This window comes from Paenibacillus sp. HJGM_3 (genome assembly GCF_045062745.1).
In the GTDB taxonomy this organism is placed as follows: domain Bacteria; phylum Bacillota; class Bacilli; order Paenibacillales; family NBRC-103111; genus Paenibacillus_AA.
Map to the genome: position 1 here is coordinate 130615 of NZ_JBJGED010000018.1, position 25348 is coordinate 155962.

Below are 25348 nucleotides of genomic sequence, written 5' to 3' on the forward strand. Positions count from 1 at the left end.
TTCGAGGTGACGATCGGTTGCTGACCAAGTTAATTCCCCGCCTCAGTGTGCGGTCGATTTACGAGATTGATTTGCAGGCGTTGCGCCAGGCCGGTGTGAGAGGCATCATCACGGATCTGGACAACACGCTCGTGGGGGCCAAGCACCCGTCGGCGACGCCGGAGCTGTCCAACTGGCTTCGCAAGGTCACGGCGATGGGCTTCCAGGTCGTCATCGTGTCCAATAACAACGAGCTGCGGGTGTCGCGGTTCTCGGATCCGCTGTCGATCCCGTACATCTCGGCCGCGCGCAAGCCCGGGAACGCCCCGTTCCGTCGAGCGATCCGGATGATGGGCCTGAACCCGGAGCAGGTGTGCGTCATCGGCGACCAGATGCTGACCGACGTGCTGGGCGGCAATCGGCTCGGCCTGCACACGATTCTGGTCGTGCCGATCTCGCCGAAGGACGAAGGGTTTTTCACCCGGATCAACCGCAGGATCGAGCGGGTCGCGATGGCGTGGATGCGCCGGCGCGGGCTCATGAAGTGGGAGGATTAACGCTCCCGGGTAAGACGTTTTACGGCGCGGAGGGAGGGTGCGAGTGGAAATCCGTACCTGTCCCTCCCTTTGGTTTTTCGGGCAGATATGGTATAGTTTGACGTAGAAACGCATGGATTTGGGAGCTTGAAACGCTTTAGGAGGAGTTCTACTTTGGATGAAGCCTCAAGGATGACATTGGCGCGGGAGATTTGCTCGGGCTGCGGCGTGAAGCTGCAGACGGACAACCCGGAGAAGATCGGGTACATCCCGACCGCCGTGCGCGACCGAGAGCCGCTTATGTGTCAGCGGTGCTACCGAATTAAACATTACAACGAAATGTCCAGCGCAACGGTTAACCCGGCGGATTTTTTGGCGATCTTGAGCCAGCTCGGGAAATCGGATGCGCTCATCGTGCATATTGTGGACTTGTTCGACTTTGAAGGCAGCCTGATCAGCGGGCTTCACCGCTTCGTAGGCAATACCCCGGTGCTGCTCGTGGTGAACAAGATCGATCTGCTCCCGAAGGCGATCAATCCGAATCGGGTGCTGAACTGGGCGCAGAAGCAGGCGAAGCAGAATGGCATCTGGGCGTCGAAGGTCGTGCTGTGCAGCGCGCGCAAAAATATCGGCTTCGACCGCGTCGTAGAGGCGCTGAGCGAGCTTCGCGGCAACCGGGACGTGGCGGTGGTCGGGGCGACGAACGTCGGCAAATCGACGCTTATCAACCGGCTCATCCGCGATTACAGCGACCTGGAGGCCGAGCTGACGACTTCGCCTTACCCGGGCACGACGCTCGGCGTCGTGAACATTCCGCTCGATGACGGCCGATCGATCATCGACACCCCGGGCATCGTCTACGACAGCCGGTTGACGGAGCTGGTGCAGAAGCACGAGCTGCAGGCGGTGCTGCCGGACAAACCGCTCAAGCCTACCGTCTTCCAGCTGAACGAACAGCAGAGTCTGTTCTTCGGGGCGCTCGCCCGGCTCGATTTCGTAAAGGGGGAGCGGCAGTCGTTCACCTGCTACATGTCGAACGCTCTGTCGATTCACCGGACGAAGCTCGAGCGTGCCGACGAGCTGTACCGCGAGCATCGCGGGGAGCTGCTCGCACCGCCGGTGAAGGAGGACCTCGACAAGCTGCCGCCGTTCACGAAGCATGCCATCCGCATTCCGAAGGGTGCTCAGAAGGACGTGCTCATCTCGGGCCTCGGGTGGGTCAAGGTGAACGGAATGACAGGGGCCGAACTGATGGTCCACGCTCCGCGAGGCGTCAAAGTGATCATGCGCGACGCGCTGATTTAAGCAAATATTTCTGCGGGAAACGGGAGAAAATGGGATGGAACAGGGGAGATTGGACAGTCAGACGGTGCTTCACGGCGTATTCGGCGATCCGATCAAGCATTCGAAGTCGCCGATTATGCATAACCGGGCGTTCCGGGAGCTAGGGCTGAACGCGGCCTACGTGGCGTTCCATGTCGGGCCGGGGAAGCTCAAGGCCGCGGTGGAGGGGATACGCGCGCTGCAGTTTCGCGGGGTGAACGTGACGATCCCGCACAAGGTCGAGGTGATGGAGTATCTGGACGAGATCGATGAGCATGCCCGTGTTATCGGGGCGGTGAACACGATCGTGAACGACAATGGTCACCTGAAAGGCTACAACACCGACGGCATCGGCTACGTGCGTTCTCTGCAGGAGGAAGCCGGCTTCCGCGTGAGCGGGAAGCGCGTGCTCATGCTCGGCGCGGGCGGAGCGGCCCGAGGCGTGGCGTACGCTTTGGCCCGCGAGGGGGCGTCCGCGATGTGGATCGCGAACCGGACGGTGGACAAAGCGGAGCAGCTGGCCTCGACAGTGAGCGGCATGACAAGCTCCAGCGGCATCGGCTACGAGCAGATCGCCGACATACGCGGCGAGGTCGATCTGATCGTGCATAATACATCCGTCGGCATGCATCCCAATGTGGACGAGGTGCTGATCGACACGTCGTGGTTCCATGAGGGGCTCACCGTGAGCGACCTCGTGTACAATCCGCTCGAGACGCGGCTGCTGCGGGAAGCGAAGGCCCGGGGGGCCCGGACGCACGGCGGACTCGGGATGTTCATCTACCAAGGCGCCTATGCGTTCGAGTATTGGACGGGTCTTCCGGCGCCGGTCGCCGCGATGCGGGAGACGGTGGAAGCCGCTCTTCATGCTTCATCCTGAATGAGGTTAGAGTCTAGAGAACATAGAATTGAGGGTAAGAATGATGCTGACAGGCAAACAAAAGCGGTATTTGCGCTCGCTCGCGCACCATCTGGATCCGATTTTTCAAGTGGGCAAAGGCGGGGTGAACGATCATCTGATCCGCCATATCGAGGAAGCGATCGAGCTGCGCGAGCTGATGAAGGTGTCCGTGTTGAACAACAACTCGGAAGACAGGCAGCAGATCGCGGCCGAGCTGGCGCTCAAATCGGGGTCGGAGGTCGTGCAGACGATCGGCAGTACGATCGTGCTCTACAAGCCGTCCGTGAACAATAAACAAATCGAGCTGCCCTAAACGGTTTTTGCGCAGCGGGTCCGATCGGAGTGGATGAACATATGTTAGTCGGAATTATGGGCGGCACGTTCGATCCGGTGCATCTCGGTCATTTGCTCGCGGCGGAGCGGGCGCTGGAGGAGGGGGGGCTGGACGAGGTCTGGTTCATGCCGGCCAATGTCCCGCCCCACAAGCCGAATCCGCCCAAGGCCACGACGGAGCAGCGGGTGGACATGCTGAAGCTGTCGATCGCCGGGCATCCACGGTTTCGGCTGGAGCTGATCGAGATCGAGCGCCAAGGCATCTCCTATACCGTAGACACGGTAGACCAATTGCGCCGCCGTTATCCGAACGTGCGGTTTTGTTATATAGTCGGAGCCGACATGGTGCAATATTTGCCGAATTGGGTTCGGATCGAAGAGATTATGCGGAACATCTCGTTCATCGGGCTCCAGCGGCCGGGGTACTCGCTCGATATGAGCGGGTTGCCGCCGTTCATCCGGCAAGGGGTGCGGCTCGCGGTGATGCCACAGATCGAGCTGTCCTCGACCGACATCCGGGAACGGAGCCGGTCGGGCCGATCGGTCCGCTATATGGTGCACGATGCGGTGTATGCCTATATAAAGGAGCGGAGGCTGTATGAAGCTTGATGAGCTGGTGGAGCGAACCCGGTCTCAGATGCCGTCCCGGCGCTGGGAGCATACGCAGGGGGTGCGGCAGAGCGCGGTAGAGCTCGCCCGCCGTTACGGCGGCGACCCGGAGCGGGCCGATCTGGCGGCGCTGCTGCACGATTACTGCAAGTATTGGCCGGTCGAGCAGCAGCTCGAGACGTACCGCCGCCTCTCGCTGCCGGATGAGGTGCTGGATTACGACCCGCAGCTGCTCCACGGACCGCTCGCGGCGGAGATCGCCCGATCGGAGCTGGGCGTTGACGTCCCGGAGGTGCTGGATGCGATCCGCTACCATACTTCCGGCCGGGCGGGCATGACGCTCCTGGACAAGATCGTCTGCCTGGCCGACTATATCGAGCCGGGCCGGGATTTTCCCGAGGTTGCCCGGATGCGGGAGCTCGCGGTTGTGAGCTTGGACGAGTCGCTGCTCGCCGGGTTTGATTCGACGATTCAGTTTTTGCTGAACAAGGGTAAAAAAATTTATCCGCTGACGCTGCAGGCGCGCAATGCGCTCCTCGACGAGCTGAAGCGGAACCGACAAGACAGGAGTTGATTGGATGAGCCAAAGCCCCAAAGCGGTAATGAACATGGTCGTGAAAGCGGCTGAAGATAAAAAAGCGATGAATGTAGTAGTTCTCGATTTGCAAAATATTTCTATGGTGGCCGATTACTACGTGATCTGCCACGGGAATTCGGACGTTCAGGTGCAGGCGATCACGACCGAAATCCGCAAGCAGGCGCAGGAACGGGGCATTCCCGTCCGCGGCATCGAAGGGTTCGACTCGGCCCGTTGGGTGCTGATCGATCTGGGGGACGTCGTTATTCACGTGTTCCATCGCGATGAGCGGGAGTATTACAATATCGAACGGCTATGGTCGGACGCGAAAGTGGTTGAGTTCGCATGAAGCTGGAAACAGGTACGGTTCGGCGGCTGCGGGTAGCCCGAGAAGTGCCCCCGAACGGGTACTTCCTGTCGGACGGCGAACGCGAGGTGCTGCTGCATTATAGCGAGATAGTCGGAGACCGGCCCGAGCCGGGCGATACGGTCTCGGTGTTCCTCTACCACGACACCGAGGACCGGCTGGCGGCTACGATGAAGGAGCCGCATATCCGGCTCGGCGAGATGGCGGAGCTGGAGGTGGCCGACGTACACCCGCGCTTCGGCTGCTTCCTCGAGATGGGGCTCGGCCGCCAGTTGCTGCTGCCGATCGGCGAATTGCCCGAGTGGCAGGAGCTGTTCCCGCAGAAGGGCGACCGCGTGTTCGTCACGCTGGCGCACGACAAGCAGGGGCGCCTGACCGCGAAGCTGGCGGGTGAGCGGGAGCTGGCGCCGCTCGCGTTCCCCGCGCCGTCCGGCTGGCGCAATCAGTGGATCGAGGCGCGGGTATACAAGTCGCTTAAGAACGCGACGTTCGTGCTGTGCGACGGCGGCGTGCTCGGGTTTGGCGCGATCGGGATGATCCATGAGAACGAGCGCACTCGCCCGCTGCGGCTGGGGGAGCAGGTGAAGGCGCGCGTCACATTCGTCCGGGAGGACGGGCGGGTGAACCTGTCCATGCGTCCGGCGAAGCATGTGGGGCAAGTGGAGGACTCCGACCGGATCCTTGCCTTCCTGCAGGACCGGCCGACCGGCTCGATGCCGTATTCGGACGAGACGCCGGCCGATATTATTATGAGCAAGTTCGGTATCAGCAAAGGGGCGTTCAAGCGCGCGCTCGGCAAGCTGATGAAGGACGGGCTGGTGGAACAGCAAGGCAGTTGGACGAAGCTGAAGGCGGATCGGCCGGCGAGTTCAAGTGCCGATACCGATCAAGGCTCCACCGAGTAAGAGGTAAGAAAGGGACTATTCGAGAAATGGCTTACGAGAAATTCGCTTACACCTATGATCTGCTGATGGAAGACATGCCGTATCCCCAGTGGATTCGGTTCGCCCGCCAGATCTGGGACCAGTACGGCAGCCCGAGGACGGTCGTCGATCTGGGCTGCGGCACCGGCAATATCGCGATCCCGCTCGCCCAGACCGGCTTGCACGTGACCGGCATCGACTTGTCCGCCGACATGCTGGCAGTCGCCCGGGACAAGGAGGAGCAGCACCGGAAGCGCTCTTCCTTCGCGCCCGGCGGGGGCCTTCTGTGGCTCGAGCAGGACATCCGCGAGTGGGCGCTGCCGGAGCGCGTCGATTCGGTCATTTCGTTCTGCGACTGCCTGAATTACCTGACCGAGGAAGAGCAGCTTCTGCAGGCGTTCCGACAGACGTACGAAGGACTCGTCGAGGGCGGGACGTTCCTGTTCGACATGCATACGGAGGCACAACTGAAAGCGTATGCAGAGATGCAGCCGTTCTGGCTGAAGGACGAGCTCGTCTCCTACATCTGGACTTGCGAGCTGGACGAGGCACGGTGCGAGATCGAGCACGACCTCACGATTTTCCTTAAGGACGAAGGGGCTCCCGTCTACCGGCGCATCGACGAGGTGCATGTGCAGCGGGCGTACAAGCTCGACTGGCTCGAGCAGGCGCTGCACCGCAGCGGGTTCTCGAGGGTGATGCGGTTCGCCGATTTCAAGCTTCAGCCTTCGGATGAACGGACGGAGCGGGCCTTTTTCGTGGCGATCAAGTAACGATGGCAGGGGGCCAGGTTGCATGACTGACGAATCGAGAAGCGGAGTGCTGGAGTCGGCGCGGGATCGGCAGCAAGCCGAAGTGCTGCAGGCGGCGGAGGGGTTCGCCCGCGGCGTGCACGCGGCGGACCGGAGCGGCCACGACTGGCCGCACATCGAGCGCGTGGCCGAACTGGCGGAGCGGCTCGCCGAGGCGGAAGGCGCGGACCGGTTCATCTGCCGGCTCGCCGCGCTGCTGCACGATGTGAGCGACCCGAAGCTGAACGCATCGAAGGAAGCCGGCGAGCGGCTCCTGCAGGACTGGCTGCACGGCCAGCCGATCTCGGCGGAAGCCCGGGACCACGTGCTGGACATCATCGCCACGATGTCCTACAATGGCGGCCACAACCCGCCGATGCGGACGCTGGAAGGCCAAGTCGTGCAGGATGCAGACCGGGTCGACGCGCTGGGCGCGGTCGGAATCGCGCGCACGTTCGTGTACGCCGGCGCGAAGGGGCATTCGATGCATGATCCGGCCTTGTGCTCCCGGGAAGCTATGAGTGTGGAGGAGTACCGGAGCGAGCGCAACCAGACGGCGGTGAACCACTTTTATGAGAAGCTGCTGCGGCTGAAGGACCGGATGAACACGGCAACCGGGCGACAGCTGGCCGAGGAGCGGCACGCGTTTATGGAACGGTTCCTGGAGCAGTTTTACAGGGAATGGGAAGGGCGATAACCCCCGAAAACGCACTGATATATCGAGACCCTGATTCCGGTATCCCGGAGGCAGGGTTTTTTCTCTGTTGTAGGTATACAGGGAGTTACGCGTGAAATAGCGGAAAAAGGATCATCTAATTCATTTTTCGAGCCTTCATCAAGCAAAATAAAGGAAAAATGATCATCTATTGGCTCCGCTGAGTTCATTTTCACATTGAATCGAAGGAATAGATGCAATATTTTCCTCTATTTCATATGAAAAACCGATTAGTATTGGATTAGAAGAAATTTTTTCATCTAAGGATCGTGGTCGGTGTGTACTGAAAAGCTTCAATAGGATGGTCATTGACTTGACTTAACTATAAAATAGTAATAAACTTATTAAATAGTAGTTAATTACGAATTAAGGAGCGATTCATGATGATACCCGCCATGTTCCTGGCACACGGTTCGCCGATGACCGCCATCGAGAATACCCCCTTTACCCGTTTCCTCGAGGAGCTGGGCCGGAAGGTGAAGCCGAAGGCGATCGTCCTCTTCACCGCGCATTGGGAAAGCGAAGTGCTGACCATCTCGTCACACGACGAAGTGTACGATACGATTTACGATTTCGGCGGCTTCCCGCCGGAGCTGTATGCGATCAAGTATCGCGCACGCGGCTCTTCGATCGTCGCCTCCGAGTTGGCGCGGCGGTTCGGCGCGGCGGGCATCCAGGTGCGCCTCGACGCGACCCGCGGCTTGGACCACGGCGCCTGGACGATGCTGCACCGGATGTACCCGCAGGCGGATATTCCGGTCGTGCAGGTGTCGGTGAATCCGTTCCTGCCGATGCGCGAGCAATATCGGATCGGCGAGGCGCTGCGCGGGCTGGATGAGCAGGATATTCTCGTCATCGGCAGCGGAGTGACCGTGCACAATTTGCGCCGCGTCAATTTCGACGACCGGTTCGGCGAACCGGAGAGCTGGGCGTACGAGTTCGATGAGTGGCTCATCGAGCACATCCGTACCGGAGACTTCGACAGCTTGTTCCGGGTAATGGAGCTGGCCCCCCATGCACGGCTGGCCGTACCGCGACCGGAGCACTTCGTCCCGTTATTCATCGCCATGGGCAGCGGGAATCCCGACCGGAAGCCGGAGATTTTGCACCGTTCGTATGAGTTCGGCACACTCAGTTACTTGAGTCTGCAGTTTTGATGGATGCTTGACAATGATTCCCTTGGTTTGCTATAATACCAAGAAGATTTTCACACTTGGATAAGGCTGTGAAGAGGAGCAGTAAGGAGTCGCAATTCCTTAAGAGAGTCGGCGGTTGGTGCGAGCCGATGGTTGCGTTCGTGAACTCGCCTCGGAGCCAGATGGTGAATCCCCGAGCCTTCGCCGGCTGCTGGATGAACCGGATCGTGTCCCCGCGTTAAGGGGGTTAAGTGGGCTTTAGGGCAAAGAATGCCTCGAGCCAACTAGGGTGGTACCACGGGAACTCGAACCTCTCGTCCCTAGCGTGATGCTAGCGACGCGGGGTTTTTTTAATGAATTCGAATAAGGAGTCGAAGACGTCATGACACAGCTGGATCGCGATCAAACCAATGAAAGAGAACAGGGGTACAATCCCCAGCGCATCGAACCCAAGTGGCAGCAATATTGGGATGCCAGCAAGACGTTCAAGGTAGAGGAGAACTCGTCCAAGCCGAAGTTTTATGCGCTGGATATGTTCCCTTATCCGTCCGGAGCCGGACTTCATGTAGGCCATCCGGAAGGGTACACCGCTACCGACATCGTCTCCCGCTACAAGCGGATGCGCGGCTTCAATGTCCTGCACCCGATGGGCTGGGACGCGTTCGGGCTGCCGGCGGAGCAGCACGCGCTCGATACGGGCAAGCATCCCCGCGACATTACGTTCAAGAATATCGATAATTTCCGGAGACAGATCAAATCGCTCGGATTCTCCTACGACTGGGACCGCGAGCTGAGCACGACCGATCCGGATTACTACAAATGGACGCAATGGATTTTTATCCAGCTGTACAACAAAGGGCTCGCCTACGTCGCGGAAGTGCCTGTGAACTGGTGCCCTGCGCTAGGCACGGTGCTGGCGAACGAGGAAGTGATCGACGGCTTGAGCGAGCGCGGCGGCCATCCCGTCATCCGCAAGCCGATGCGCCAGTGGGTGCTGAAGATTACCGAATACGCCGAGCGTCTCCTGGAAGACTTGGAGGAGCTGGACTGGTCCGAGAGCATCAAGGATATGCAGCGCAACTGGATCGGGAAGTCGAAGGGCGCCGAAGTGCACTTCGCGATCGCCGGCCACGAAGGCCGCGAGCTGACCGTCTTCACGACCCGCCCGGACACGCTGTTCGGTGCGACCTACTGCGTGCTGGCACCGGAGCACGAGATGGTGCAGGCGATTACGACCGGGGAGCAAGCGGCAGCCGTTAAGGAATACCAGGAGAAGGCCGCCCGCAAAAGCGATTTGGAGCGTACCGACCTGGCCAAGGAGAAGACGGGGGTCTTCACCGGCGCCTATGCGATCAATCCGGTGAATGGCGCTCAAGTGCCGATCTGGATCGCGGACTACGTGCTGGCCGGCTACGGGACCGGCGCGATCATGGCCGTACCGGGCCACGACCAGCGCGACTGGGAGTTCGCGAAGCAGTTCGAGCTGCCGATCGTGGAGGTCGTGAGCGGCGGCGACGTGACGAAGGAAGCGTTCGCGGGCGACGGTGTACATGTGAACTCGGGGCTGCTGGACGGCTTGAACAATGAAGCTGCGATCGCCCGAATGATCGAGTGGCTGGAAGCGAACGGCAAGGGGCAAGGCAAGGTCACGTACCGCCTGAGAGACTGGCTGTTCAGCCGCCAGCGCTATTGGGGCGAGCCGATCCCGATTCTCCATCTGGAGGACGGCACGATGAAGCCTGTGCCGGAATATCAACTGCCGCTCCTGCTGCCGGAGGTCGACGAGATTCGTCCGTCCGGTACGGGCGAGTCTCCGCTCGCCAACGTGACGGAGTGGGTCAACACCGTCGATCCGGAGACGGGCAAGCCGGCGCGCCGCGAGACGAACACGATGCCGCAATGGGCGGGCAGCTGCTGGTACTACTTGCGGTTCATCGACCCGCACAACAGTGAGGCTCTGTGCTCGCCGGAGCTGCAGAAGGAATGGCTGCCGGTCGACCTGTACATCGGCGGCGCCGAGCATGCGGTTCTGCACTTGCTGTACGCGCGCTTCTGGCACAAGGTGCTGTACGATATCGGCGTGGTGAATACGAAGGAGCCGTTCTACAAGCTGGTGAACCAGGGGATGATCCTGGGCGAGAACATGGAGAAGATGAGCAAATCCCGCGGCAACGTCGTCAATCCGGACGACATCGTGAACGAATTCGGCGCCGATACGCTGCGCGTCTATGAGATGTTCATGGGGCCGCTGGAAGCGACGAAGCCTTGGAACACGAACGGGGTGGAAGGCTCGTTCCGGTTCTTGAGCCGTATCTGGCGCCTGATCGTAAACGAAGACGGCGGATTGAGCGCCAAGATCGGGGCCGACGACGCCGGGACGTCCGAAGCGTTCATGCGGACATGGCACCGTTCGATCAAGAAAATCACCGAGGATCTGGAGGCGCTGCGCTTCAACACGGCGATCAGCCAGCTGATGATCTTCGTGAACGAAGCGTACAAAACCGAGCAGCTCCCGTTGTCGGCCATGAAGCAGTTCACGCAGATGCTGTCGCCGTTCGCGCCGCACTTGGCGGAAGAGCTGTGGGAGCGTCTGGGCGGCCAAGAGTCGATCACATACGCGCCGTGGCCGACGTACGACGAAGCGCTGACGGTGGACAACGAGGTCGAGATTGTCGTACAGGTGAACGGCAAGATCGCCGACCGTGTCAAGATCGCGAACGACACTGACGAAGCGGCGATGCAGGACATCGCGCTCGGGTTGGAGAAAGTGCAGGAGATGATCGCCGGCCGGTCCGTCCGAAAAGTGATTGCGGTGAAGGGCAAGCTCGTAAACCTGGTCGTGGGTTAAGGTTCACTTTGCGGGAATTGTTTTTTGGGGGCCCCCGCAAAGTAATCGGAATATGCTACAGAGCTTAACTTCACTTTGTGGGGAAAGAGAAAAGCTTACCTGTCTTAAGACGAAGAGACACGCGTCCTCGTCCGGGCAGGTAAGCTTTGTTTTTTCATCGGTTACTCGACGATTTTGCCGTAAAACAAATTCTCGACCTTCTCGATATCCTCGTGGTACTTCGCGTGGGTAATGCCGATCAGCCGATTGAACATCCCGTCGAGCTCCTTCTCCATCAGCTTGATCGCCGAGGCGGTGATGCCGCCGGGGACGGATACGCGCTCGCGCAGCGAGGCGGGCGTGAAGCCGCCTGCAGTCAGCAGTTTGCCGGTGCCGAGCAGCATCTCGGCCGACAGGCGCGTCGCTTCCTCGCGGGGGATGCCGGTTTCGACGATCGCGGCGTCGATCAGCTTCTCGAGGAAGAAGGCGAGAAACGCCGGGCCGCAGCTCGACAAGTCCGAGCAAATCCGCGTATGGTCTTCTTCCACTTCCAGCGGCGTGCTGATAGCACTGAACAACCCCTCCAGCCTTAGCTTGTCGGCCGCGGTTACATGCTTCCCGTACATGATAAGGGAAGCCCCGCTCCGCATATAGTTCGTAATGCTGGGGATCATTTTCACCACTTTGCAGTTCAGCAAATCTTCCAAATGCTTAATGAGCACCGGGCTCGTGATTGAAACGACGATTTGGCCGGGGGAGAGCGCTCCCTTGAGCTCGTCGAGCACTTTTTTATATTCAACCGGCTTCACGCACAGGAACAGCAATTCGCACGTCGCGGCCACTTCCATATTGGACCTAGCCGCCGTTAACCCGGGGTACCGCTCGGACAGAAGCTTCACTTTCCCGAAGGTCCGGTTGCTGGCTACGATTTCTTCTGCCTGTAGAGCTCCCGAGTGAATCCAGGACTCGATTAGCATGCTCCCCATACTGCCCGTCCCAATAAATCCAACCTTCATGAAGAATCCCTCCTAGACGTTTCCACGGCCAAGACACGAACCAAGCCTTTCTAACATGTATATGCGAGATTGTCGAATCTTATGCTACCCAAATGTAAAATAGGAAAATCTCCTAGACAAACTGAGAGAGGAGGAGCCTCATGCGACATACAAGGAATAGGCAGGCGTTATGGTGCGGTGCCGTCGCGGCCCTCGTGCTGATCGTCCTCGTGCTGGGGATGATGCGGCCGTGGAAGCGACCGGTGTCCAGCCGGGGGCTGCAAGACCGGAACGCCGACATGGCCGCTCTGATCGCCACTGACGGGCCTGCGGTCAAGCCAACTCCATCGCCGCTGTCATCCCCTTCCCCATCCCGAACCGCTGCACCGTCTCCAACCGCAGCCCCGCGCTCAACCGCCGTACCACCGGCATCGCCGGCAGCTACAGTGTCAGCTGCACCATCGCCGGGAGGGCCCGTATCCGGCAAGCTCAATCTCAATCAAGCGACGCTGGCGGAGCTGGACCGTCTGCCCGGCATCGGGCCGGCCAAGGCTCAGGCGATCCTAGATTATCGGGCCAAGGCGGGAGCTTTCCGCAAGCCGGAAGAGCTCATGAACGTGAAGGGAATCGGCGCCAAGCTCTACGAATCTATCAAAGACCGTATCGTAGCGGAATAAATGGCACCAGTCTTTTATTTTACGGCGGGATATGAGAAAATAAGGAAGTGTTGATAGATAGATAGAATTAGAGATTAGGGAGGCTATGCATTCATGGCAGAAGAACGCAAATTATCGCTGGACACGTTAGCCGTTCACGCAGGACAAGAGATCGATCCGACTACGATGTCCCGCGCCGTACCGATTTACCAGACCACATCCTACGGGTTCCGGGATGCCGAGCATGCGGCGAATTTGTTCGCGTTGAAGGAATTCGGCAACATCTACACGCGTCTGATGAACCCGACGTCCGACGTGTTCGAGAAGCGGATCGCCGCCCTCGAGGGCGGGGTCGGAGCGCTGTCGACCTCTTCGGGTCAATCCGCGATTACATACGCCCTCCTGAATATCGCCTCCGCGGGCGACGAGATCGTCTCGGCGTCCAGCTTGTACGGCGGCACATACAATTTGTTCGCGAATACGCTGCCGAAGCTCGGCATTCAAGTCCGTTTCGTCGACCCAAGCGACCCGGAGAACTTCCGCAAGGCGATTACTCCAAAGACGAAGGCTTTGTACGCCGAGTCCCTCGGCAATCCTAAGGGCGACGTGCTGGACGTGGAAGCGGTCGCTGCGATCGCGCATGAGAACGGCATTCCGCTCATCGTCGACAATACGCTGCCGAGCCCGTACTTGATGCGACCGATCGAGCACGGCGCGGATATCGTCGTCCATTCGGCGACGAAGTTCATCGGGGGCCACGGCACATCGATCGGCGGCGTCATCGTGGACGGAGGCAAGTTCAATTGGAAGGAAAGCGGCAAGTTCCCCGGGTTCACGGAGCCGGATCCCAGCTACCACGGACTCGTGTACTGGGACGCGCTCGGTCCGATCTCGTATATTATCAAAGCCCGGGTCCAGCTGGCTCGCGATATCGGGGCGGCGATCTCGCCGTTCAACTCGTTCCTGCTGCTGCAAGGTCTGGAGACGCTGCACCTGCGCATGGAGCGCCACAGCTCCAATGCGATCCAGGTCGCGAAGTTCCTGAAGGATCATGAGGCGGTCGAGTGGGTTAACTATGTGGGGCTCGAAGATCACCCTTACTACAAGCTCGGACAGAAGTACATGAGCAAGGGGCAAGGCGCGATCCTGACGTTCGGCATCAAGGGCGGTCTTGCCGCGGGCAAAAAAGTGATCGAGAATGTCAAGCTGTTCTCCCACCTTGCCAATGTCGGCGATTCCAAGTCGCTCATCATACATCCGGCCAGCACGACGCACAGCCAGCTGGAAGGGGCGGAACTCGAATCGACCGGCGTTACGCCGGGTATGATCCGCTTGTCCGTCGGCACGGAATCGATCGACGATATCGTGTACGACCTCGATCAGGCGATCCGGGCGAGCCAGCAAGGGTGAGGCGATGAACGAATCGATGAACGATCTGACCGTCCATCCGCCGCGCAAAGATTGGGATACGTACTTCATGGACATCGCTTATATGGTATCGACCCGTTCCCAGTGCCCGCGCAGACACGTTGGTGCGGTGCTCGTTCAAGGCAAGAAGCTGCTAGGTACCGCCTACAACGGCGCTCCGATGGGGATGCCGGATTGCTCGGAAGAGGGCTGTATGCTCGTGGAGGAGTTCGAGGTGAAGCTGCAGGACGGTCAGGAGACGATGGTGAAAAAAGAGCGCTGCATTCGGACCATTCATGCCGAGCAGAACTTGCTGCTGTTCACGGACCGCGACGACCGGGAAGGCTCCACCGTGTATGTGACCGACCAGCCGTGCTGGACGTGCGCGAACATGCTGGCGAACAGCGGGATCGTCGAGATTGTGTATCATCGCAAATACCCGAAGGACCAGGAGAAAGTCTCGAAGATGATGGAGACGAAGGGCATCGTGTTCCGCGAGTTGGCGGCGTACGAACCGCCTGCCGGGACCATCGCGATTGTAACCAACTGAATCGGCAATCTCGAGGGGAAGAACCTCTCTCGCTTAGGCGGGAGAGGTTTTTTGGCTTTTTGATCGAGCAGCCGAATAAGGTTCGTGGGGAAGGAGGGGCTTAGGGTGAGGAACAGACCGATCGTGCAGGCTGCCGTGCTTTGGACCGCCGGGTACGTATGGGCTGAATATGCCGGTGTGTCATGGCTCGGTTGGAGAACGGGAGGGATCGCCCTCCTGGTTTGGGCGCTCGTCGGGATGTTCAAGCCTCCGGGCAGCCGGTATGTGTCCATGGCGCTTCTCTTCCTTCTCGCTGCTTGCTACTATCAAGGGCATGACGCCCGCAATACGTCCGGCATTGCGTACCGGGAAGCGCATGGCCGGGAGGTGAGCGTCGAAGGGGCCATCGTTTCCTCGGTAGAGGTGGATGGCGATCGGGCGGCGTTCACCGTTCGAGCGGATCATGTCACATTCGGGAGCGGAACAACGGGAGCGTCCGACGCAACGGATGCAACGGATGCAACGGATGCAAGGGACGCAAGGGACGCAAACAAGCTGCTGCGCCGTCCGGAATTGCTGCAAGTGTCCGTTCGGCTGCTGGAGCGCCAGGACCAGGATGTGGCGGAAGGTTGGGGAAGAGGCGACCGGATCCGCTTCGCCGGCACGCTGAAGCTCCCCGAGCCGGCCCGCAACTTCGGCGGGTTCGATTACCGCCGCTATTTGTATTGGCACCATATCCACGCGACCGTGTCCGTTAAGGGGCTTGGTTCCGTTGCTGCGACCCGTTCGTCCGATCACTCTAAATGGTCGCCGCTTACGGTGATGCGATGGAATGACGAAGCCCGCGCATTCCTGGGCGATCGCTTTGACGGGCTGTTCGATTCCGTCCAAGCCGGCTATATGAAGAGCCTTGTGCTGGGCATCACGGAGGATTTCGATCCGGACCGGTACCAGCAGTTTTCCCGGCTCGGTTTGACGCACGTGCTTGCAATCTCGGGGCTGCACGTGGCGGTGTTCGTGGCCGGCTGCATGGGCTTGCTGCGGCTGCTGGGCCTGACGCGGGAGAAGATGCTCGTCGTCACGATGGCGCTCGTCCCTTTGTATGCCGCCTTGGCCGGCGGCTCTCCCTCCGTGGTCCGCGCCGGGCTGATGGCGATGATCGCCTTGTATGCGGCGAGACGGGGGTTGCTGAAGGACGGACTGCACCTTCTAAGTGCGGTGGCGCTGCTCATGCTCGCTTGGGAGCCGTACTACTTATTCAATGTCAGCTTCCAGCTGTCGTTCCTCGTGACAGCCGGGCTTATCGTGGGTGTTCCGCGTTTTTCCCGGCTCCTCCCGATCCGCACTCCATGGCTGAACTCCGCGATCTCGGTGACCACCGTGGCCCAGCTCATTTCGTTTCCGATCTCGATCTATTACTTCAACTCGCTCTCGCTCTTGTCCTGGCTCGCCAATATGCTGCTCGTACCGTTCATCAGCTTCGTTACGCTGCCGCTAGGGTCGGTCGCCTTGCTTGTCTCGCTGATCTGGCTGCCCGCGGGGAGAGGGGCGGCCTGGCTCGCCGAAGCGAGCAACCATGTCACATTCTGGCTCGTGGACCAGGGCGCGGCTTACCGCGTCACGCAAACAATATGGCCGACCCCGCCTCTCTTGTGGATCGGCGCTTATTTTGTCGCACTAGCGCTGATTTACAAGGCGTTCGAGCGTGCGAGAGAGGGAAGGGGGGCGTGGCCGCTCACCGCCGTGCTGTGCGGTACGCTTGCGCTGCTGGCGTACGCTTATGAGCCGGCTGCATTCAAACCCGCGAGCAGCCAACCCGGTTCGGTGAGCTTCCTCGATGTCGGGCAAGGCGACGCGATCCTCATCCGCACCCCGCAAGGGCGCACCATGCTCATCGACGGCGGCGGCACGCTCTCGTTCCGCAAGCCGGGCGAGGAATGGAAGGAGCGGAGCGACCCTTATGAAGTGGGCGCCAAGCTGCTCGTGCCGCTGCTGAAGAAACGTGGCATCCACGAGCTCGACTACGTCGTCGTCAGTCACCAGGACGCCGACCACATCGGCGGGCTGCTGGCGGTGCTGGAGCAAATGCCGGTGAAGCGGCTCCTGTTCAACGATACGTGGAAGGGCAACGAGAGCTCAAGACAGCTGTTCGAGACCGCGCTGGAGCACGGCGTGGAGCTGCTCGGAGCCGGAGCGGGAGACCAGCTCGGGCTGGATGGCGCAACCGGGCTGACGGTGCTGGCCCCGCCCGATGCAGGAGCGGCGGGCCTGAGCCTGGTCCAGGAGCAGAACGGAGCCTCGCTCGTCCTGCTGATGGAGATGTTCGACACCCGGTTTTTGTTCACCGGCGATATCGGGGCGGAGCAGGAGATGGAGCTGATGGTGCTGCGAGAATCCAATGCATCCGCCCATGCCGCCTCCGCTGCACCAGCCGTCGTTCCACCAATCGATGTGCTTAAAATCGCCCACCATGGCTCCAAGACGTCCACTTCGTCGGACTGGTTGTCCTACTGGCGGCCGATCGATGCGGTCATCTCCGTAGGCGCAACGAACAGCTACGGCCACCCGAACCCTCAGGTGCTCAAGCGTATCCAGGCTTCCGGCGCGCGTCTGCACCGGACCGACCGCGAAGGCGAGCTTGTTTACCGCGTGAGCCGGCGAGGGGTGGAATTCACTTCAAAGCTGCAGGAGTAAGCGAGCCTATAGGCAGGATCGCAAGGACTACAACAAGATGCTGCTGCGGGCATCGCTTGACGTTTGGCCGCGGCGATGGGCTTTACGATACTCGATCGGCGTGCAGCCCTTCAACTGCTTGAACCGCCGGGAAAAGCTGCGAAAATGTTCGCAGCCGACCTCTTCGGAAATATCCGAAACCGGCATGTCGGTCGTGGCCAGGAGCGTCGCCGCCCGGTTGATTCGGAGGGCATGCAAATACTCCAGAAAGCTTTTACCGGCATACTGGCGAAACGAGCGGCTTATATAGGATGGGCTCAGCTGAAAATAATTCGACAAGGCCTGAAGGGATAACGGCTGGTTGGAATGAACGTGAACGAAATGGATCAAGTTCCAGATCGAGTTCATCTCCCGCGGGTTCGATTTGGCCGTTAAGGCATCCAGGTCCATAGCGCTTTCCTCGTAATAGCGCAGGAGATGCAAAAGCGCCTCCAAGAGCTTCGACTTCAGCATCGTATCCTTCCCCGAGGCTTTCCCGCGATATTCCTCTATCATTTGTTCAATGAGCGTTCGGATAACGGGGAACTGCTCGTCGCCCAGGTCATAAAAAAACGGGAATCGCGAGCCCATCTCCAGCAGCTTCATGCCGAGCTCACGATCGTATGGCGAGCTTAGCAAAATGGAGTAGTCGAACATACAGCAGTACACGACGATCGGCTTCCCGTTATCGCTGTGGAATTCATGCATGTGGTGCGGCAGCAGAACGGACACGGTACCCGGGCGCATGGAATGGCGCTGTCCGTTGATGATTTCATAGCCGGAGCCTTCCACGACGAGCAGCAATTCCGCGAAATCGTGATAATGCAAAGCGGAATGATAGCGTTTGTTACACAGCACATACATGGGGAGCTGGCCTTCCGAGAAGCTGGCCATATCCATCGGATTGTGGAAGCGGGGATACAAGGTCATGGAGCGTTTCCCTCCTGTCACATCGGGTTCGGCGTCGTAGTCCTTTGCTTCTTCATACTTGGATTGTACCATAGAGAGCTGTTAGCCGATGGAATATTTGGGCAAAAAGTGACTGCGGCCAAACTCATTTTGTGACATTCGGTTCCGTAGAGCCGATTACAATTAGAACTGCCTGTTCAGAAAATTGACCTGAGGGAGGGGATAACCTTTTACCTGCGCAAACGCTTACGGTTGTTACTCTTAATGGAATGTTGAGGATTCCGGGACGGGATCGACAAGAATGGGAGGGAAAAAGAGTGAAGAGAAGATGGAGCACGTGGATGATGAAGATAGCCATGGCGGCAGTCATAACAATGGGGGCGGCAGCCGGACTATCCGCTTCGGCTTCCGCGGCGGACATGCTGATCCCGAATTACAGCTTTGAATCGGGCCTCACCGGTTGGACGCCTGTGCTCGAGCTGAATAAGCCGAAGCATGAACAGAAAGCGGATGAACGCGGCTGCGGGAAGCAGGTCTCCACATCCACAGAAAAAGCGTATAGCGGAACGTCTAGTCTGAAGCTCACAGGCAGTCCGTTCTGCCACTCATTCGGAGCGGAGAGCGAGCAGCTGGACGCCGTGCCGGGGGAAACGTATTTCGCCTACGCAAGAGCCTACTTGGAAGGGCGCAACGCTCAGCTGTATATTCGGTTTTACGATGCGGGCGGGAAGCTTCTGGGCACGGAGTCCGCGAAAGCCGAGCCATCCGAGGAGGAGTGGCAAACTCTCAAGGTCAAAGCGCAGGCTCCACCGCTTACCGCTTATGTCACGACGATGCTGTACACGGACAAAGCCAATATAGGGCAAATCTATTTTGACGACGTTCTGATTACGAAGCAAATGACGAATCTGGGCACGCAAATTACAACCGCGGCTTACCATTCCGCCGTACACGGTAAAGATGCGTCGGGCCGCGATGTGCTCTATACCGTGATCGACGGCTTGGTGGGCGGAGGGAATGCGATTCCGGCGAAGCTGGCTGCAGTTGACGTGAATTCCGGCCAAATTAAGGGTACCTATCCGCTGCCGGGAGCATCCGGAGGTTGGGGAGCCGTAGCGGCATCGGATGGCAGTATATACGTTGGCACATACTCGAACGGACACTTGTACAGGTATATCCCGGGGCAGTCGGCGGCCATCGATCTGGGGCAGCCCATCCAGGGCGAGTCGTACGTCTGGGCCTTAGCGGCAGGGTTGAACGGCAAAGTATACGGGGGCACGTATCCGAACGCGGCGGTGTTCGAGTACGACCCGGCTAGCGGCTATAGACAAATCGGCAGCAAGCCTGTTGCCGCCGGTGAACAGTACGTCCGCAGCATCGAATACGATCCCGTGCACAACACGATTTATGCAGGGATCGGCGCCCACGCCAAGCTGGTCAGCCTGAATGCGGATACCGGAGAAGGAGTCGAGGTGCTGCCGGACACTTACAAGACGGACGCGTTCGTCTATAACATGCGCGTGAGGGGCGACAAGCTTTTTGCAACCGTGGCCCGCACATACCGGACGGCCGTCTTCGACATTGCAGCAGACGGTACGCTGTCGCAGGATACGCAGTTAACGGGCATGCAGTCGGACGGCGTATCTCGGGTGTATGACGGGAAGGTGTATTTTATTAAGAGCGGCGCATTGCATGCGTATGAGCTGGAGTCGAAGACGTCGACGGTCGTAGCTCAAGGGCCATTCTCCGACGCCAAGCCGCTTCAGATTGTTCGCCTTGAGGATCAAGTCCGCTACCCGGGCGATACGCTTGTCGGCATTTATTCCAGTCCGAAGGCGCCTGTCATTCTGAAATATAATTTTACAACCGGGCAAATCACGACTGAGAACGTCGAAGTTCCCGGCGTCCCGACTCAAATTCGCAGCTTGGCCTCCGGTCCGGACGGCAACATTTATACTTCCGGATACTTGGTAGGAGGAGCGGGCATATACACGCCGATGCGAAGCGATCTTCAGCGGGAGTTCAGCGGAGTCGGCCAAGCGGAAGGGATGACCGCCTACGGCAATAAGCTCTATTTCGGGATCTATCCGCGAGCCAAAATTTACGAATTCGATGCAACGTCTCCGATAGGACCGAATAATCCGCCTAAGCAAGTGCTGGACTTGTACCCCTACGGGCAGGATCGTCCGTTCGGCATGTCGGCGGCCGAAGGGAAATTGTTTATAGGCACAGTTCCTGAGTACGGCAAGGTGCAGGGGGCTGTGGCCATCTACGACACGGTGACGGGCGAGTCCAAGGTTTATCCGAACGTCGTGCCGAATCAGGGCATTGTTTCTACCGCATACTTAAACGGATATGTCTATGCCGGCTCCCTCGCAGAGGGCGGGGAAACGAGCGCCAAGATCGCCAAAATCAACTTGGCCACCGGCGAGTCGACCCTAATCGAGCTGCCGGTATCGGGACTGGGTACGGTTCGGGAGCTGATCGCTGCACCGGACGGGAAAATTTGGGGCTTTGCGATGGGATACTTCTTCATCCTGGACCCGCAGACGAATACGTTCGACAAGTTCGAACTGGCGTTTCCGAGCGTAACGGCAACGTCGCAAATTCCGAAAATGCTGATCCGCCAAGACGGAAACGTATATGGCACGCTGATCGGAAATCTGTTCCGGATCGATCCTACAGTCAAAGCGATTGAAGTCATTACGGATCAAGCCGGAGGATACTTGGCTCAGGACGAATTCGGCAATCTTTACTATACGCAGGGAGCTTCGCTCATTCGGTATGCCATGTAGCGTTAGATCAATAAGTGAATAATCTTATTTCAAGCTGAAACATAAGAGTAAGGAGTCCTTGAAAATAAGGACTTCTTTTTTTTGAATCGGAGATTAGTGGCTGTGACTTTACCTCTTAATGCTCAAAAATAGGACGAAATCATCTGTTACATTTGGAAATAATTTGTTCAAATTGGTGTAAGTGACATGGAGGGAGTGGTTTTATGCTTGAGAGAATAGATGGTGTCAGACCCACTGAAAGCGAAATTAAGTCGATGTGGAAAACGATTCAGTTTTCTCCCCGAGAACTACAGGATCCTGAGTTCGCTGAGTTTAAGAACATCTTGAATGTGTATTTTCCTACACATATTTTTAAATGCTTTTTCATTGAGGAAAACCATTGTTTCGATTACTTTGTTTCCAGAAGAGAGTTTCTTGCCCTCGATTTTATACGCATGTTCTTATGCAACCCGCACATCCTTCAGCACATCCCGGAGCTAATGATGGATAAGGTAGATTATAAATTATTTAGTTATTTCAACACAGTCGATACATTTTGTTTGGATGGGGAGATTGCATCTTTATTATTCCACGGGGACGTATACGGGAATTCGCCTTTTCAACATGGGAAAGACGCTAAGAACTTCGGACTAAAGCTTGTTGACCGTATTATGGGCCACAGGTACAGCGAATTTATTGTGTTTCAATCCGAGAAACGATGGTGTCCTTGGCTGAATGGATTGTTTGTTCATACCTTCATCATGATGGATTGTAGAAGCAGGCTAATTTATGTATTCTGCATCAATTGTTGGGACTAGCGCTTGACCCGCTGCTCGTACGGCTCTCGGCAAACACATTGACAGATCCTATTGGTTGCGCTTACTTTAAGAAATAACAAGTCACTATCTAACAAGAGAAGGTGCTGACCGTGCGCATCGTCGTCGTGGAAGACCAGCAGGAGCTGTGCAACGCGCTCGCCAAACGAATCTCCAGGCTGCATGAGGACTATGAAATCGTGGGAAAAGCCTACAACGGACGCGACGGATTGAGCTTGATCCAAACGACCCGGCCCGACGCGGCGTTCATCGACATTCGCATGCCGCATCTGGACGGCCTTCAACTGATGGAGCAACTAAGCAAAGAAGTGAAGCGTCACACCAAGTGCATCATCTTGACCGCTTATTCCGATTTCCCGTATACGCAGCGCTCGATTCGCGGAGGAGCGTTCGATTATTTGCTGAAGCCGATCTCGAACAGCATGCTGGAGGAAGTGATGGAGCGGGTCGCCGCCGAGAAACACGTACCGGCTGAACTCCATGCCCCTTATACCGTTTCGGTCGCCGCAGCGCCATCGTATCCGCTGGACGACTATGCAGAATGTCACTTGAACCTTACGATTCGGGAGAAACAAATTACGGACGAGCTCGTGCTTCAGGTACTCAGCATTATCGGATCGGAGTACCGGAACCCGATCGCCTTGAACAGCCTCGCCGATCGGCTGCATGTTAGCGTTAGCCACCTGTGCCGCCTGTTCGCGAAGAAGGTGGGCACGAATTTGATCGCGTATCTGAACGGCTTCCGCATCGAGCTCGCCAAGACGCTGATGGCGAATACGGAGCTTCGAATCGGCGATATCGCCAAGCTGACCGGCTTCGGCAACATGACTTACTTCGGCCGGTTGTTCCGCAAGCATACGAGCCTGTCCCCCACGGAATTCAAACAATACGCTGCAGCCGCCCGAGAGCTTCCATTATGAGAAACACGATCTACCACCCCATCAAATCATCGCTGCGCAAAAAAATGGTGATCGGCTTCATCGTTTTTATCAGCATCCCCATTCTGTTCTTCGAAATGGTCCTGTTCCAATCGTGGTTGGGCACAACCCGGAATATTGTCGTCAACCAGTACGAGACAATCCTAAACGACTCGATCGCCTCGCTTATGCAGAATATCGTCACGATCGAGCGGATGAACGACTATTTGTACCGGGACTACCAAACCGAACCCGTGCTCTTCGAGAAGCTGACTTCGGGCTCGGACGGGCCCACCCTCCGCAGCGACCCCTATCTGAATGCCGTCTTCACCCAATTGAGCCGCCAGTTCTTCAGCCAAGCGGAAGACGAGATCACGTTCAGCTTCTTCTCGATGGACGGCGATTTGATCTATCAACGGTCCAATAGTCCGGGACGAGCCCAATTTTTGAGCCTGGTGTCCAATTACAAGGAAGAAGCATGGTTCCAGCAAGTGGCCGACAACGGGCCGATCAATACGGTGCTGCCGGCTCACCGCTCTTTTTTCCAGCTCGAGGATACGTCGATCTACTTCTCCTTCGGCCAAGTGATCCGAAGCCCGTTCGATCTGTTGCCCGCGGGGATTAGCATGCTGACCGTAGACGCGTCCCTTTTCGCCAAGGTGCTGAAATCCCCCTCCGACAATGAGCTGATCAAGACGGTTGTGACGTCCCTGGACGGACGCCGCGTGTATACGAACGACCCGGAAGACCATATTCCGGTGCATTCTTCGCATATTTTCCATCAACAGCTCGATCCGTACGCTTGGGAGGTCAGCGCCTACTTGTCCAGCGAGCGGCTGTCGCAAAGCTATATCGTAGGTATGATTCGGAACAACGGCCTGTTCGTCGTGGCCAACTTCGTCATGCTGGCGGCGATCATCGGCTTCCTGACGCGCCAGCTGAAGCCCTTGTACGTGCTCGCCGACAAGATGAGGAAAGCGAAGGAAGGCCATTTCCACGTGAAGATCGTTCAGTCGTCCACGGACGAGCTGGGGATGCTCTCCGAGATTTTCAATGAAATGACGACGGAGATTAAGCGCCTGTTCGAGAATCAGCAGAAGGATTACCAAGAAAAGCTGGCGTTTCAAATGAAATCGCTGGAAAGCCAAATCAATCCCCATTTCATCTACAACATGCTCGACCTGATTCAGAGCCGCGTTTATGAAGACAATCCGGACAAGGCGTCGGACTTGATCGTCGCGCTGTCCGTCATTATGCGATATACGACGACCCGGCCCGGGGAGAAGGTGACGTGCGCGGAGGAGATCAAGTGGCTGAGGGACTATTTGTTCCTGCAGCAGCAGTTGTTCGGGGAGCGGGTGGACGTTCGGCTGGATTTCGACGACCGGATCATGTCGTGCAAAGTGCACAAGCTTATCCTGCAGCCGATTATCGAAAATGCGTTCATTCATGGGTTCGAACCGGGCCGAAGCGGCAACCGGCTGCTGATCCGAGGCTATCGGGAAGACGGCTTCCTGGTGTTCGAAGTTCGCGACGACGGGCGGGGCTTCGCGGAACCGGTCGATCTGCATCTGACTCGTGACAATGTGGACGGGCTGAAGGAGTGGGGAACCGGACTCTACGTGACCGCGCAGCGGTTTTTGCTTCAATCCGACCAAGCGAGTATACATTTGCAGAGCGCACCAGGAGGGGGCACGAGTGTCGTGATGAAGCAATTTTGTATGAGTGAGACGCAAATTCCGTAGGATAGAATGACTTTTGAAACCGCTTTATAATGAGGGCAATCTATCCAAATTGGGGGTTTCGCCATGTTCCGTAAATCGATCGCATGGGGTGTCATCTGTACGCTGCTGCTCGTTCTGATTGTAGGGTGCTCCAGCGGAGAGCCCGCCACGGGCGGTAATAGCACGCCGTCCGGCAGCTCGCCGCCCGAGAAGAAGAGCGTTACGCTCAAAATGCAAATCGCTGAAGGGCTCATCGTCAACCGGGACACGGTGCTCGGCATGATCGGCGAGTTCAACAAGGTGCATCCGGAAATCAAAGTGGAGCTGGAAACGCTGCCGGCGGATCAACGGAACGCCAAGCTGCAGACGATGATCACGACGGCGGAAATGCCGGACATTTATCAGCTGAACGCTCTGCACGAGCTCACGACGTTGTCCAACAAGGCGGGCTATCTGTATGATCTAAGTCAGCTGGAAGCGGCCAAGTCGTTCTCGGACGATATTCGCAAAGGCGTTACCGTGGACGGGAAGATGGCGGTATTCCCGACCGGCCTCGGGTTCGTAGGGCTCGCATACAACATTCCGCTGCTGGAATCGGTCGGGTATTCGAAGCCGCCGCAGACATGGGAAGAGTTCCTGGATGCGGGCGAGAAGCTCAAAGCGAAAGGTGTCCCGCTCCTGGTCTACGCCGGCAAATGGGCGACCGCGATCGGCAACGTGTTCCATTGGACGTTCGCGAACAAGGGTGTCAAGGACAAAGAGTTCCAGGCTGCGTATTTGGGTCAGAAGGTCGATTGGACGAAGTACAAGGACGTGCTGCTGGAAGGGTATGACCGCTTCAACAAGCTGAATAAGTACGTGTTGACCGGCAG

At 58.0% G+C, this 25348-nt stretch carries 22 protein-coding genes and 1 other annotated feature; of the genes, 20 read left to right on the forward strand and 2 right to left on the reverse strand.

What is annotated here, in order from left to right; genetic code table 11:
• Positions 1-17: 17 nt before the first annotated feature.
• From ACI5FR_RS19965 to leuS, 12 genes are all read left to right on the forward strand, one after another.
• Positions 18-536, forward strand: coding sequence for a YqeG family HAD IIIA-type phosphatase (locus ACI5FR_RS19965; RefSeq protein WP_405457502.1), 519 nt, complete (start codon positions 18-20; stop codon positions 534-536).
• Between the two features lie 171 nt (positions 537-707).
• Entirely contained in the window at positions 708-1820 is a 1113-nt protein-coding gene (yqeH, locus tag ACI5FR_RS19970) for a ribosome biogenesis GTPase YqeH (RefSeq protein ID WP_405457553.1), read from the forward strand.
• Positions 1821-1854: 34 nt separating this feature from the next.
• Positions 1855-2718 carry a shikimate dehydrogenase gene (aroE, locus tag ACI5FR_RS19975; RefSeq protein ID WP_405457505.1) on the forward strand — a complete coding sequence of 288 codons (864 nt, stop codon included), beginning with the start codon at positions 1855-1857 and terminating at the stop codon, positions 2716-2718.
• Between the two features lie 43 nt (positions 2719-2761).
• A complete protein-coding gene (yhbY, locus tag ACI5FR_RS19980; RefSeq protein WP_405457507.1) occupies positions 2762-3052 on the forward strand; it encodes a ribosome assembly RNA-binding protein YhbY in 291 nt (96 codons plus the stop codon).
• 41 nt (positions 3053-3093) lie between these two features.
• Positions 3094-3681, forward strand: coding sequence for a nicotinate-nucleotide adenylyltransferase (locus ACI5FR_RS19985; protein WP_405457509.1), 588 nt, complete (start codon positions 3094-3096; stop codon positions 3679-3681).
• Complete coding sequence (gene yqeK / locus ACI5FR_RS19990) at positions 3671-4255, forward strand: bis(5'-nucleosyl)-tetraphosphatase (symmetrical) YqeK (RefSeq protein WP_405457511.1); 585 nt, start codon at positions 3671-3673, stop codon at positions 4253-4255. Before ACI5FR_RS19985 ends, yqeK begins: the two co-directional genes overlap by 11 nt.
• A gap of 4 nt (positions 4256-4259) precedes the next feature.
• A complete protein-coding gene (gene rsfS, locus ACI5FR_RS19995; protein WP_405457514.1) occupies positions 4260-4607 on the forward strand; it encodes a ribosome silencing factor in 348 nt (115 codons plus the stop codon).
• A complete protein-coding gene (locus ACI5FR_RS20000; protein WP_405457517.1) occupies positions 4604-5530 on the forward strand; it encodes a CvfB family protein in 927 nt (308 codons plus the stop codon). The genes rsfS and ACI5FR_RS20000 overlap by 4 nt, the downstream gene beginning before the upstream one ends.
• Positions 5531-5556: 26 nt before the next feature.
• The gene (locus tag ACI5FR_RS20005; RefSeq protein WP_405457519.1) at positions 5557-6321 is read left to right on the forward strand and encodes a class I SAM-dependent DNA methyltransferase; all 765 of its coding nucleotides are present in this window, start codon (positions 5557-5559) and stop codon (positions 6319-6321) included.
• A 22-nt stretch (positions 6322-6343) separates the two neighbouring features.
• Positions 6344-7036, forward strand: a complete 693-nt coding sequence (locus tag ACI5FR_RS20010; protein ID WP_405457521.1) for an HD domain-containing protein — start codon at positions 6344-6346, stop codon at positions 7034-7036.
• A 401-nt stretch (positions 7037-7437) separates the two neighbouring features.
• Positions 7438-8211, forward strand: coding sequence for a dioxygenase family protein (locus ACI5FR_RS20015; RefSeq protein WP_405457555.1), 774 nt, complete (start codon positions 7438-7440; stop codon positions 8209-8211).
• 59 nt (positions 8212-8270) lie between these two features.
• Positions 8271-8515 (forward strand) — a binding site (T-box leader).
• Positions 8516-8572: 57 nt separating this feature from the next.
• Positions 8573-11038 carry a leucine--tRNA ligase gene (gene leuS, locus ACI5FR_RS20020; RefSeq protein ID WP_405457524.1) on the forward strand — a complete coding sequence of 822 codons (2466 nt, stop codon included), beginning with the start codon at positions 8573-8575 and terminating at the stop codon, positions 11036-11038.
• A gap of 161 nt (positions 11039-11199) precedes the next feature.
• On the opposite strand, the gene comER is transcribed toward leuS, so the two are convergent.
• Positions 11200-12033 (reverse strand): late competence protein ComER, encoded by an 834-nt coding sequence (comER, locus tag ACI5FR_RS20025; RefSeq protein ID WP_405457527.1) that lies wholly within the window; start codon positions 12031-12033, stop codon positions 11200-11202.
• Between the two features lie 140 nt (positions 12034-12173).
• Here comER and ACI5FR_RS20030 point away from each other — a divergent pair, with 140 nt between their 5' ends.
• From ACI5FR_RS20030 to ACI5FR_RS20045, 4 genes are all read left to right on the forward strand, one after another.
• Positions 12174-12689: a ComEA family DNA-binding protein gene (locus ACI5FR_RS20030; RefSeq protein ID WP_405457529.1), complete on the forward strand. Its 516-nt coding sequence runs from the start codon at positions 12174-12176 to the stop codon at positions 12687-12689.
• Between the two features lie 93 nt (positions 12690-12782).
• On the forward strand, positions 12783-14078 hold the full coding sequence (locus ACI5FR_RS20035; RefSeq protein WP_405457532.1) for a homocysteine synthase: 1296 nt from the start codon (positions 12783-12785) through the stop codon (positions 14076-14078).
• A 4-nt stretch (positions 14079-14082) separates the two neighbouring features.
• Positions 14083-14625, forward strand: a complete 543-nt coding sequence (locus ACI5FR_RS20040; RefSeq protein ID WP_405457533.1) for a deoxycytidylate deaminase — start codon at positions 14083-14085, stop codon at positions 14623-14625.
• Between the two features lie 105 nt (positions 14626-14730).
• On the forward strand, positions 14731-17298 hold the full coding sequence (locus ACI5FR_RS20045; protein ID WP_405457535.1) for a DNA internalization-related competence protein ComEC/Rec2: 2568 nt from the start codon (positions 14731-14733) through the stop codon (positions 17296-17298).
• Positions 17299-17325: 27 nt separating this feature from the next.
• Here the strand turns inward: ACI5FR_RS20045 and ACI5FR_RS20050 are convergent, their stop codons facing one another.
• Complete coding sequence (locus ACI5FR_RS20050) at positions 17326-18246, reverse strand: AraC family transcriptional regulator (RefSeq protein WP_405457537.1); 921 nt, start codon at positions 18244-18246, stop codon at positions 17326-17328.
• Between the two features lie 296 nt (positions 18247-18542).
• On the opposite strand from ACI5FR_RS20050, the gene ACI5FR_RS20055 reads away from it, so the two are divergent.
• From ACI5FR_RS20055 to ACI5FR_RS20070, 4 genes are all read left to right on the forward strand, one after another.
• Positions 18543-21020 (forward strand): NHL repeat-containing protein, encoded by a 2478-nt coding sequence (locus ACI5FR_RS20055; RefSeq protein ID WP_405457539.1) that lies wholly within the window; start codon positions 18543-18545, stop codon positions 21018-21020.
• 907 nt (positions 21021-21927) lie between these two features.
• Entirely contained in the window at positions 21928-22755 is an 828-nt protein-coding gene (locus ACI5FR_RS20060) for a response regulator transcription factor (protein ID WP_405457540.1), read from the forward strand.
• A complete protein-coding gene (locus ACI5FR_RS20065) occupies positions 22752-24497 on the forward strand; it encodes a histidine kinase (protein WP_405457541.1) in 1746 nt (581 codons plus the stop codon). Before ACI5FR_RS20060 ends, ACI5FR_RS20065 begins: the two co-directional genes overlap by 4 nt.
• A gap of 63 nt (positions 24498-24560) precedes the next feature.
• A partial coding sequence (locus tag ACI5FR_RS20070; RefSeq protein ID WP_405457543.1) for an ABC transporter substrate-binding protein occupies positions 24561-25348 on the forward strand: 788 nt, incomplete at its 3' end.